The organism is Anaerocolumna xylanovorans DSM 12503 (assembly GCF_900143645.1).
GTDB classification, from domain to species: domain Bacteria; phylum Bacillota; class Clostridia; order Lachnospirales; family Lachnospiraceae; genus Anaerocolumna; species Anaerocolumna xylanovorans.
On sequence record NZ_FRFD01000003.1, the window covers coordinates 1,090,850 to 1,103,129 of the forward strand.

Here is a 12,280-nt window from a genome sequence, read left to right on the forward strand (position 1 = left end):
TTATGGGTATTTTATTGAATAAATTATTCAAGAAGGAATCAGCTGAGGCTTTGCCAAGTGAGCCGGGAACAGTCTATATGCCGATTACCGGAAAGGTAATTTCGATGGAAGAAATTGGTGACGGCGTGTTTAGTGAGGGCATTCTAGGTCCCGGCTGCGGTATTGAGCCTGCTGAGGAGTTGGTCTGTGCACCATTTGCCGGAACTATCACACAAGTTGCAGAGACCAGGCATGCCATTGGTATATGCAGCAAGAACGGCATGGAACTGCTGATTCATGTTGGTATGGATACTGTGGACATGAACGGAAATGGTTTCATCACTTATGTGAAAATGAACGACGTCGTTGAGCGTGGACAAAAGCTGATGAAGTTCAGCCTTGCTGATATCAAGGCAGCCGGACATCCTGCAATCACCGCCGTTATTCTCTGCAATGCCGATGATACAGGCAATCCCCAAAATCTGAAACTGGGTGACGCACAAATCGGCGATGTACTAATGACAGTATCTCAGCAATGACAGACCACTTTTATTATCAGGGAGGATTATTATGTTATCATTTGTTTATACGATTAAAGATAAGCAGGGAGTCCATGCAAGACCGGCCGGACTTTTAGTCAAGAGCGTAAAGGAATTGGACAGCAAGGTGACAATTCAAAAAGGAGAGGAAGCGACAGAGGGCACAAGGCTCATGGCACTTATGGGTATGGGAATCAAATGTGGAGAGGAAGTCACAGTCATTGCAGAGGGTGGTGACGAGGAAAAATCTCTTGCAGCAATGAGGCTTTTTTTTGAAGAAAATCTATAATCGTTCAGACAGGAGGCTATATGAAAGATTATCAAGGAAAAGCTGCATTTAGCGGAATCGCAATTGGCAGAATCATTGAGATGGCTACTCAGGAGGACACAGTAAGGCGTAAGCATATTATGGATGTCCAGCAGGAACTAAACCGCTTCCGCAAGGCCAGAGACCTTGCATCGGAGCAGCTGCAGATCCTGTACCAGAAAGCAGAGAAGGAAGTTGGGGCGACAAATGCTGCTATCTTCGAAGTGCATCAGATGATGCTGGAGGATGAGGATTATATCGATTCCATTATCAACATGATACAAACGCAGGAAGTGAATGCGGAATATGCCGTAGCAATGACAGGGGATAATTTTGCAGGGATGTTTGCTGCAATGGATGATGCATATATGCAGGGAAGAGCTGCAGATGTAAAAGATATTTCCGCACGTGTTGTGCGTGTGCTGAACGGAACGAATGAAACACAGGCATTGTCGGACGCCGGAATTCTTGTGGCAGATGATCTGGCACCGAGTGAGACGGTACAGTTGGACAAGGAGAAGGTACTTGCCTTTGTCACCAGACAAGGCTCCACCAATTCCCATACTGCAATTCTGGCAAGAACTATGAATATCCCCGCCATTGTTACCACACCTGTTCCGCAGCAATTTGCCGGGAAAATGGCAATTGTGGATGGCTTTCTGGGCAAGCTGATTGTGGAGCCGGATGAAGAGACGCTAAACATCTATCGGCAGCAACAGCAATGCGAACTGGAAAAACGCAGGCTTCTGGCAGAACTGAAAGGCAGACCCGCCGTCACAAAAAGCGGAAGAGAAATTAAGTTGTACGCGAATATTGGAGGGGTAGGAGATGTCGGTGCCGCACTGCAGAATGATGCGGAGGGGATTGGATTATTCCGCAGTGAATTTCTGTATCTGCAATCGGATACTTACCCGACGGAAGAAGAACAGCTGAAAGCGTATCAGCAGGTGGCAGAGATGATGGCAGGGAAGAAGGTTATTATCCGGACACTGGATATTGGAGCGGATAAGCAGATTGGCTATTTTAACCTGGGTAAGGAAGATAATCCCGCGATGGGATATCGCGCAGTCCGAATTTGTCTGACCAGAGAAGATATTTTCCATACGCAGCTGCGTGCCCTGTATCGCGCCAGTGCCTTCGGAAATATTTCAATCATGATTCCAATGATTATTTCGCTTTGGGAGATTCGCAGGGTAAAGGAAATTATTTCGAATGTGAAGCAGGAACTGGAACAACAGGGGATAAGCTTTGGGAAGGTAGAACTTGGCGTGATGATTGAAACGCCGGCAGCAGTTATGATATCCGAAGAGCTGGCGCAGGAGGTGGATTTTTTCAGTATTGGAACCAATGATCTGACACAGTATACACTGGCAATCGACAGACAGAACGAAAGGCTGGATACATTCTTTGACCCGCATCATCCGGCGATATTACGCATGATTGAAATGACAGTTACAAATGCACACAAAGCAGGTATATGGGTCGGGATCTGCGGGGAGCTTGGTGCGGATACTGAACTGACAGCTGCCTTTGTCCGAATGGGGATTGACGAGTTGTCCGTATCTCATGCTTTTTTGCTTCCGGTGAAGAAGAACATTATTGATTGTGATTAGTGACAACTATAGATGATGTTAATGAAGAAATTAAGCGATTTGTAAATGCAACAGCAACTGCGGTTGAGCAATTACAAATCTTGTACGATAAAGCAGTAAAAGAGGTTCGTACAGCGCAAGCTGCACAAAAAAGGAAGACTCATGCACCTTGGAACCAGCGCATGAGTCTTTCTTTTTTGTGCAAATTGCCGTCCCATTGTAAAAACTGACCTTATCATTTATAGGCAGATATTTGTTGTCCCCAAATACCTTATAGCAGAATAACTTTCATATAAATCTACTTCTTTTCTCACAAATTTCACACATTTTCACATTAAGGTTAAATTATCCAATAGGAGTGATATTGGATTACGGCAAAATCCAAAATTGCTAGTAACATCCTGCTGAAAACAGCAGGAGAAAAGAATAAGAAAGAGAGGATAGATGTAAGATATAAAATAGAAAAAGGGAATTGGATTGGCAGCGTTGAAGCTGGCTTATTAATGAATATGCTGTAGTATTATTCTTACATAATTAGATTATCATTTTTAGAAGATTAAGCAGGAGGTATTGATAGTGAAAAAAGTTAATTTTTCAAAAAGTTTATGTGTAGTCATTTGTATCTTAATTGCATTACTTCAAGTTACGGATATTCAGGCTGCTCCTAAGGAAAGGCTAAATAAGACAACCGCAACTTTAGAAGTAGGTAAAACTGTTACACTTAAGGTTTTAAATACTAAAAAAAGTATAAGCTGGTCCAGTAAAAATGTAAAAATTGCAACAGTATCCGGCAAGGGTACGGTAAAAGGGATAAAAGCAGGAACAACTACAGTATCAGCCAAATTCGGTAAGGAAACCTTATCCTGTAAAATTACAGTGAAGACTGATTCAACCGTTTTGTCTATTTCGGAGCAGGGAATTTTTTCGGCAGGAGGAATCACAGTGACTTCTGATGGTACATTTAATCCAGAGAATCAGTGGGAGGACAGTGGAGCCGGACAGACTTCCCATGTAGATCATGCGAATGTGTTCTACCAGATTCCGGTAAATGATACAGAACTTCCGATGGTGTTTCTGCATGGTTACGGACAGTCTCGTATGGGTTGGATGACTACACCGGATGGAAGGGAAGGCTGGTCTGAAATGTTTTTGAGAAAAGGGCACAGCGTATTTCTGATTGACGAACCGAGACGTGGTGAGGCCGGCATGACTTCTGTAAGTGGTGATATCAGTACAAAGACATTGGATCAGCGTTGGTATACCCAGTTTAGAATCGGACGCTGGGAGAATGGAAAATCCGTTGTCAATAAAGGATCACAGTTCCCAAATAGTGAAGCATCCATAGATCAGTTCTTTCGACAAATGACACCGGATACGGGTATGAAGTCAGATATGGGTGGAGATTTCGATAATGTGACAGTGGCAAAGGCAGTAGCGGCAACAATTGATGAGGTATATAAAAGAACAGGGAAAAATTCTATTCTTGTAACACATTCTCAAGGCGGTGGTCCAGGATGGACAGCAGCCGGATACACAGATCATATTGCAGCAATCATCGCAATCGAGCCAGGTGGAGCACCTGCTGCCGACTCAGATGATTATAAGGCAGTTACAGAGAAGAAGATACCAGTGACCTTTTATTTTGGTGATTATATCGATAATGGGGATCCAACCATTCAGGCAACAGGGATGTGGCAGGCGATGCGTCAGAGTTGCTATGATTTTGCGAAAGCTTATACCGCTCAGGGTGGAAACTGTACGGTAGTAGATCTTCCTAAGGAAGGTATTACAGGAAATGATCACTTTATGTTCCAGGATCTAAATAATGGTGTGATTGCTAATCATATTGAAAATTGGATTAAGAAGAATGTTGAATAAATTTTGAAAATAATATAATCCGGAGTCATGGATAGTGGCTTCGGATTATATACAATGCAGTTTTCACAAAAGATTATAAATATAGAAAGTGAAAGACATAATTGGGCTTCGTGACCACATCAATACCTTTCGCGGAAAGGCGGATTTATAATAATGAAAAAACGTAATTTTTCAAAAAGTTTATGTGTAGTCATTTGTATATTAATTGTAATACTTTGAGTTACGGATATTCAGTCTGCTCCTAAGGAAAGGCTAAATAAGACAACCGCAACTTTAAATGAGACTGTCGAAGAAGGGCAGGATACAATGAAAGAAACTGGTACAGAAGCAATAGAAATTACCAAGATATCCACAGATACAGCAGTGGACAAGATAGAGAGAAACTACACAGCAGACACAAAAGTATGGGATGTCATTGATGATCCTGCCTTTAAAGGATACGGGAGGTTGATTTTCCCTGCCGATAAGACGATTGACAAGAGTATGACTCTGAGGGCGGTTGGCAGCATCCTGACATGGTACAATTATGTGAATCCGAATCGGACAGTCGAAATCGTAAATTATATGAGAACCGAAGCAGAGGCGGGAAAACAGATTTTTTATGACATCTACACGGATGAAGAAAAAGCTGCTGACCCCGCCAAGGAAAATACCGGACTTTTCTTTTTCAGGGGAAATACAGGTGAGAAATTTGCCATTGTGAATGCCGGTGGCGGCTTTTCATATGTGGGAGCCATGCATGACAGTTTTCCCCATGCATTGGAATTATCGAAAAAGGGGTATAATGCATTCGCACTGATTTACCGACCGGGAGCCGAGACAGCCTGTGAAGATCTTGCTCGAGCGATTGCTTTTATCCATGAACATGCGGACGAACTTGAGGTCGACACGGTGGATTATTCCCTGTGGGGAGGCTCTGCAGGTGCGCGTATGGCGGCCTGGCTTGGATCATACGGAACAGCAGCCTTTGGAGAAGCGAAGTATCCGAGGCCCGGAGCGGTCATCATGCAGTATACGGGACTTTCTGAAGTGTTCAGGAATGAGCCGCCGACATATGCATGTGTGGGTACCAGAGACGGCATTGCAAGCTATCGTACAATGAAGAACCGTATTAATCAAATCAAGGCAAATGGAACAAACGCAGAGATTGAGATTTTTGATGGTCTGCCCCATGGATTCGGACTTGGCGAAGGGACCATTGCAGAAGGATGGATAGATCATGCGGTCAGATTCTGGGAAAATCAGATGGGATGAGAAGGAGGTATGGAGAATGAGAGTAAAAAGATTTGCAAGTTTGGCAGTGTTGCTGTTTCTTATCATTTTACTTGGGGCATGTAACAGTCGAAATGCATCAGATGCTACTTCTGTCACTGACAAGCAGGATAATGCAGTCAGTGAAGCAATAGAGGAGGTAACAGGAGAGGAGGCAGAAGCTGGCATGAACACGGGAAACGGTACTGAGCATTCTGTTCCGCAGGAACTTAAGACTATTCCAAGGGAGTATTACCAAGCGGCAGATCATCCGGGAACCTTGGCGGAGATTACCTACAATACCTATGAGTCAAAAACATATGAACAGAAAAGTAAAGAACTAACAAAACGGGCAATCGTATATCTGCCATATGGGTACTCAAAAGAAAAAAAGTATAATGTTTTTTATCTGATGCATGGAGGCTGGAGTAATGAAACAACGACCCTTGGCACTCCGAATCAACCGAATTCCTTTAAGAATGTAATTGATCATGCCATAGAGAACGGAGAGGTAGAGCCGCTTATCATTGTGTGTCCTACCTACAATAATGAAAGTCCGGAGGACAGTGCGGACTATACGCTGGCGTTTTATACTCTAACCGTCAATTATCACAATGAACTGGTAAATGATCTGATTCCTGCTGTGGAAGGAACCTACTCGACATATGCGAAAAGCACATCGCCGGAGGATATTAAGAATTCCAGAGACCACCGTGCATTTGGTGGCTTTTCGATGGGCTCTGTTACCACATGGTATACCTTTGTGAATTGTCTGGATGAATTCCGGTATTTCCTGCCGATGAGCGGTGCGATGGACTATGAGGGGGATGATGTAGATGCGGCAGTCACTGCCTCCGGTTACAGCCCGGACGATTTCTTCATCTATGCGATTACCGGAACAAATGACTTTGAAGGCGGACATTTCACAAGCCAGATTGAGGGAATGCTTGGTATGCCCAGTGGGAATTTCATATCAGCCGATAGTGAAGAATCCGGAAATATTGCATTTCGTATTAAGGACGGATATTCCCACGATGGTCGGGCAGCGATGGAATACACCTATAATGGCCTCATGTGGTTTTGGAACTAATGAGGATGCATCCGGAGCAGAAAATGTAGATACCTTGATCCTTTTGACAGTTTAAAAGTCAGGTGAAAATTAGAGAACCCTGTAACCCCTATAAATGGCTACAGGGTTCCTTGCTTACCATTTCGTAAAATACCGGTAAGTACAACAACATAAGTGTTAGTATTCATATAAATCTACTTCTTTTCTCACAAATTTCTCACATTTTCACTTTAATGTTAGTTATTGAATTTGAATTAGTTTATACTTTGGAAGAAAATGCGAACTATACATAAGATTGGAGTTAAGTATGAAGAAACTGCTTGGACTTTTATTTATATCCTTTTTTGTACTGGGTATATTCTCGGGACTGTTATATTTAAAAGAGCAAGAACCGGATACATACAGCAGAATCATGGGGATTCCGGATGGAAGTACGCAGACAAAGGATAATGGTCTGGAAATTGTCAACAGTGCTTATTCAGATAATGCTGGCGGCATGGAAATACAGAAAACCCCAAGTGATTCGGGAACAAAGACAGAAAAAGAGAAAAAAGCAACAGAGAATAACGGTAAAAAGGCCAAAAAGGCAACTAATAAAGCGGCTGGGAAGGATGCTTCTAATAAAAAGGCAGAGCCAAATAAATTAACTTCTGATACCAACAGACCCATAACGGAAAAAGCCAGAGGAAATATTCCGAAAAAAGAATTACAAGCCGTACAAAAAGCAGATATGGTACCTTTAGAAGGAACCGGTAAAGAAGTTGATGCTGCCAATTCTGCTATTGATGAAGGAGCGCTGGGAGGGGACTATACTTTTTCAGAACTTCTGTATCCATACAGAGCTATGCTGGATAGTGAAGAGCAAAAAGCATATGACCAAATATATGCCAATGCCTTAAGCTACAACAGTGAACATTTTGCAATCCAAGCTTCTGTTAATGCAACTCAAATAGATGATATTATGCAGTCCGTATATAATGACCATCCTGAATTATTTTGGCTGGAAACGCAGTATGATTACCAGTATGGAAGTAATGGGATAGTTTATAGTATCAGATTGAATTTTAATGAGACAATTGAGGATATTGATAAAAATGTTGCTGTTTTTAATGAAAAAGTAAATGAAATCATCAATTTGGCCAAGGATTACAAGACAGATGTGGAGAAAGAACGATTTGTACATGATTACCTTATTAATACAACTACTTATGATGAAAATGCTCCCATGCATCAGAGTGCATACAGTGCGTTAGTGAATGGGAGAAGTGTATGTGCAGGTTACTCAAGAGCTTTTCAGCATATACTGATGCAGATGGGAATCCCGGTTTATTATTGCACGGGTGTAGCTGACGGCGGTACACACGCCTGGAATATCATAAAATTAGGTAACAATTTTTATAATGTTGATACGCTCTGGGATGATTCAGTTGAAGAAAGATATGGTACAGAATGTTATTTATATTATAATATGCCCGATTCTGAATTTAATATCGAGCACAAAAGAACAGGGCTGTCAGTGAATCTTCCTGACTGTACCGAAACAGATATGGAATATGATGCTGTTTTTAGCAGTAATATAATGGGTGATAATTTAGCTGCTTAATAATTCAAAAACTGTTAAATTGTTAGCAAAAAATGAGAGGCAGACAGGAGACTATTTATGAGGAAAATATTGTTGTGCGTTGTAATGGGACTTTCACTTGTAATGACAGCATGTGGAAATCAAAGAACAAATATAGGAAGCGAAAGTAACACAACAAATTCGAATAATACAGCGAAAGCAGGCAATCAAGCAAAGATAAATACTCAGGAGAAGAGCGAGGAGAATTCAGGAGATTCTAACAAGGAAGCTGGTAAAAACATATTAATTGCATATTTTGCGGTTGCAGAAAACAGCGATGTGGATGCTGTTTCATCTGCCAGCGTAGTAACAGATAACGGAGAAGCAAAAGGCCGTGTTCGTATTCTTGCAGATGATGTTCAGAATGTGACAGGCGGAGATTTGTTCTCTATTCAGACTTCGGTAAAGTATCCGGGAAATGTAGGTGATTTAATAGAATATGCCAATAAAGAAAAGGAAGACAAGGCTCGACCGGAATTAACTTCCCATATTGAGAATCTGGATGATTATGATGTGATTTTCATTGGATATCCGACCTGGTGGTATGACATGCCAATGGTTATGTATAGTTTCTTTGAGGAAAATGATTTTTCAGGAAAAACTATTATACCCTTTAATTCACATAATGGAAGTCGTTTCTCAGGCACGATTGAAACCATACAGGAGCTGGAGCCTAATGCAACTGTTATTACAGATGGATTTACGGTAAATGAACGTGATGTATCAGATGCAGCACCTGATATAGAAGATTGGCTGAAAGGTCTTGGATATTGATAATACATGGATGGTACAGTATATAACATTAATATGACAATCCATCAAAATAAGAAAAAATCCATTTTTTCTTATTTTGATGGGTTTCGCCTCTTTTCATATTTTTCTTTATAAGGTCGAATGTCTTCTGGTACATCTTCCGTCTTCATTGCCCTGGGAACAGCAGTGGCCCCCATGGCTTTGGCAGTCTCGTAATACCAACGTTTATATTTTAGTATATCAAGGGTATCCTGAAGCTGGGCAAGCTGCAATTCTACTGCTTTGCATTGCTTTTGAAACATTTCCAGCCGCTGATTAATGGAATCATCTCCCTGCTGTACTAAGTCCATAAAAGTCTTAATTTCTTTAATTGACATGCCGGTCTTCTTCAAACAATCAATGATGAGCAACAATTCAAGATCATCATCCTTGAACATCCGCATACCTCCATCCGAACGTTCTACAAAAGGAAGCAGTCCTTCCTTATCATAGTAGCGGAGAGTAGAAGGTGCTATATTCAATTTCTTTGCCATTTCACCAACGGTATATAGCATGAGAGCTCCTCACTAATAAATATTTTTAAAAGGTTTAAAAAACATATTGACTTAAAGTTAACTTTAACTTGTATAATCTAATTAAACTTGTAGAAATACTATACAATAGTTCAAAAGTAATGTCAATGAAAGGATGAATTTTATGAGTTTCAATATGTATGTGCCAACAAAAATTTTATTTGGAGCCGGACAGTTAAATACTTTGCATTTACAGGAAATGCCCGGAAAAAAGGCAATGATCGTGATTTCAAACGGTAAGTCTACCAGAGTCAATGGCTACCTAAGCCGTACGGAAGAACAGCTGAAGTCTGCCGGCGTGGAATGCGTTGTGTTCGACAAGGTTCAGCCCAATCCTTTGAAAGTCACTGTTATGGACGGTGCAGGTTTTGCTAAGGAAAACGGGTGTGATTTTATTGTCGCCCTAGGAGGTGGCAGCGTAATTGATTCTGCCAAGGCCATAGCAGTTATGGCAGCAAATACAGGGGACCTTTGGGATTATATCGGCAGCGGCACCGGAAAAGGACAGCCGATTCAGAACAGGCCGCTTCCCATTATAGCAATCAGCACAACAGCGGGAACCGGCTCGGAAGCAGATGCCGGGTGCGTGGTAACAAACCCTGAAACAAATGAAAAGGTAGGATTGAAAACACCGCTGATCTTTCCGGTACTTTGTATTGAAGATCCCGAATTAATGACAAGTGTCCCTGCCGGTTTTACAGCATACCAGGGCTTTGATGCACTGTCCCATAGTCTGGAAGGTTATGTGTCAAAATATGCAAATTTAATGAGCGATATGTACGCCCTTACCGCGATTGAAAATGTAGGTCGTCATCTTGCCAGAGCTGTTAAGAATGGGAATGACATGGAAGCCAGGGAACATATTGCATTCGGAAATATCCTGTCGGGTACGGTAATGTGCGTCGGCACCACCTCCAGCCAGCATTCTCTGGAACATGCTTTATCTGCCTATCACGAAAATCTGCCCCACGGTGCAGGCCTTATCATGTTGTCCCGTTCCTACTTTGGCAATATTATCGAACATCATGCCTGTGACGACCGTTTTGTTCGCATGGCAAGGGCAATGGGGATGGAGGATGCTACAAGGCCGGAAGACTTCCTGACCGTGTTGCAGAAGCTGCTGGAGGATTGTGGAGTAGCGGACTTGAAAATGTCCGACTATGGCATCACTCCGGATGAATTCTCTAAAATGGCAGATAACGCGATGGGGCCGATGGGCGGACTATTTGCTTGTGACCGGGTGTCTCTCACGAAAGATGATGTGATTGCGATTTATCAGAAGTCGTATAAATAGCCCAAAAAGGGAGGACGAGTGGATGGAGCCGGCACGGACGAAAGAATATAATCAATTAAAATAATACAAAAAGGAAAAGAATATGGCAAAACATATGGACACCTTTCGGATATGTTAGGAGACATAATTTATGAAACAGCAATCTAAATCAGAACCGCTATGGACAAAAAACTTTATTTTACTTCTAGCCAGTGCCGTTTTTATGTACATAGCAACATTCATGTTTACACCTACTTTGCCATTATTTGCACGGAGTATTGGGGCTGTTGATCCTTCGGTAGGTGGCTTTGTCATCTTGGTTTATACCGTGGGTTCTTTCGTTCCGAGGGTAATCTGGGGAAATATGGCCGACAGGCGCGGACGTAAACCGGTCTTTCTCATCGGTGTGATTATTATGGCTGCGGCAGCACCCTTTTTGGGACTGTTTGTGTCATTGTCCGGAATATTGATCATACGTCTGATTCAGGGTATTGGGTTCAGCGCCTCCTCCACCTCGGGAAGCACTATGGCAGCAGATCTGGTACCGGCTTCACGGATGACAGAAGGCATCGGATTATATACACTGGCCAATACCATAGGAATGGCTCTGGGGCCGGACCTGGGACTGAATATACTGCGGCAGTACGGCGCAAGGTGGCTGTTTGGTGCAAGTATAGTGTCAGGAGTAGTGAGTTTAGGGCTTGGAATGTTATTGAATTATGAGAAAAAACGAGGTGCAATCCAGTCAGAGCCAGGTTACGTAAGAAATGCTATGCCAGAAGCCGAATCTACTGAATCGGTAAAGTTATCCTCTAAACACGGTAAGCTGATTGAAAAGAGTGTTTTAACCACCAGTCTGGTAGCCTTTTTCGCAGTTATGCCCTATGGTGCGATCATGGCCTATATCGCCAGCTACGGTATTGATCGGGGCGTGGGAAATATCGGCTTGTATTTCTCAGTATATGCTTTATCGCTTTTTTTAGTGCGGTTAGTAATCGGCCGGTTATCAGACCGCCATGGCATAACAATGGTTATCATACCAGGTAGTGCACTGATGTTTGGGGGGCTGGTTGTACTGCACCAGGCAAATAGCCTGGCGGTCTTTCTAATTTCGGCAATTCTGTTCGGTTTGGGATTTGGTGTAGTTTTCCCTCTTTTGCAGGCGATAGCCTATATGTTCTGTCCTGAAAATCGCCGCGGTGTTGCCAGTGCAACACTGTTTACGACTACAGACTTAGCATATGGACTGGGAGCCGTAATCATCGGTTTTGGAATCAAGTATCTGGGATATGCCACAGCGTTTGCCGGGTTATCCATTTTTATAGTCATTTCAATAATATTTTATATCATTCTTCTGTATCCCCAGCTTAAATCTTCCGGCAATAAGCAAGCTGATTTATACAGAAAAAATGTCGTAAAGGAAAAAACGTTGTAAATATTAATCAA

At 42.3% G+C, this 12,280-nt stretch carries 11 protein-coding genes; 10 read left to right on the top strand and 1 reads right to left on the bottom strand.

Features of this window, described 5'->3' with window-relative positions; genetic code table 11:
* Nucleotides 1-2: 2 nt before the first annotated feature.
* From BUF11_RS04580 to BUF11_RS04620, 8 genes are all read left to right on the top strand, one after another.
* Nucleotides 3-518 carry a PTS sugar transporter subunit IIA gene (locus tag BUF11_RS04580; protein ID WP_073587566.1) on the top strand — a complete coding sequence of 172 codons (516 nt, stop codon included), beginning with the start codon at nt 3-5 and terminating at the stop codon, nt 516-518.
* Nucleotides 519-549: 31 nt separating this feature from the next.
* Nucleotides 550-807 carry an HPr family phosphocarrier protein gene (locus BUF11_RS04585; protein WP_073587567.1) on the top strand — a complete coding sequence of 86 codons (258 nt, stop codon included), beginning with the start codon at nt 550-552 and terminating at the stop codon, nt 805-807.
* Between the two features lie 20 nt (nt 808-827).
* On the top strand, nt 828-2,438 hold the full coding sequence (ptsP, locus tag BUF11_RS04590) for a phosphoenolpyruvate--protein phosphotransferase (protein WP_073587568.1): 1,611 nt from the start codon (nt 828-830) through the stop codon (nt 2,436-2,438).
* A 555-nt stretch (nt 2,439-2,993) separates the two neighbouring features.
* Nucleotides 2,994-4,295 carry an Ig-like domain-containing protein gene (locus BUF11_RS04600; RefSeq protein WP_139243269.1) on the top strand — a complete coding sequence of 434 codons (1,302 nt, stop codon included), beginning with the start codon at nt 2,994-2,996 and terminating at the stop codon, nt 4,293-4,295.
* A 306-nt stretch (nt 4,296-4,601) separates the two neighbouring features.
* Nucleotides 4,602-5,549 (top strand): alpha/beta hydrolase, encoded by a 948-nt coding sequence (locus BUF11_RS04605; protein WP_242952311.1) that lies wholly within the window; start codon nt 4,602-4,604, stop codon nt 5,547-5,549.
* A gap of 16 nt (nt 5,550-5,565) precedes the next feature.
* Nucleotides 5,566-6,636: an alpha/beta hydrolase gene (locus BUF11_RS04610; RefSeq protein WP_073587570.1), complete on the top strand. Its 1,071-nt coding sequence runs from the start codon at nt 5,566-5,568 to the stop codon at nt 6,634-6,636.
* A gap of 286 nt (nt 6,637-6,922) precedes the next feature.
* Nucleotides 6,923-8,218 (top strand): transglutaminase domain-containing protein, encoded by a 1,296-nt coding sequence (locus BUF11_RS04615; protein ID WP_073587571.1) that lies wholly within the window; start codon nt 6,923-6,925, stop codon nt 8,216-8,218.
* A gap of 57 nt (nt 8,219-8,275) precedes the next feature.
* Complete coding sequence (locus tag BUF11_RS04620) at nt 8,276-9,010, top strand: flavodoxin (protein ID WP_073587572.1); 735 nt, start codon at nt 8,276-8,278, stop codon at nt 9,008-9,010.
* Nucleotides 9,011-9,081: 71 nt separating this feature from the next.
* On the opposite strand, the gene BUF11_RS04625 is transcribed toward BUF11_RS04620, so the two are convergent.
* Nucleotides 9,082-9,543 carry a MerR family transcriptional regulator gene (locus tag BUF11_RS04625; RefSeq protein ID WP_073587573.1) on the bottom strand — a complete coding sequence of 154 codons (462 nt, stop codon included), beginning with the start codon at nt 9,541-9,543 and terminating at the stop codon, nt 9,082-9,084.
* 142 nt (nt 9,544-9,685) lie between these two features.
* Here BUF11_RS04625 and BUF11_RS04630 point away from each other — a divergent pair, with 142 nt between their 5' ends.
* Together BUF11_RS04630 and BUF11_RS04635 are read left to right on the top strand one after the other, a co-directional pair.
* A complete protein-coding gene (locus BUF11_RS04630; RefSeq protein ID WP_073587574.1) occupies nt 9,686-10,855 on the top strand; it encodes an iron-containing alcohol dehydrogenase in 1,170 nt (389 codons plus the stop codon).
* A 130-nt stretch (nt 10,856-10,985) separates the two neighbouring features.
* On the top strand, nt 10,986-12,269 hold the full coding sequence (locus BUF11_RS04635; RefSeq protein ID WP_073587575.1) for an MFS transporter: 1,284 nt from the start codon (nt 10,986-10,988) through the stop codon (nt 12,267-12,269).
* Nucleotides 12,270-12,280 lie beyond the last annotated feature (11 nt).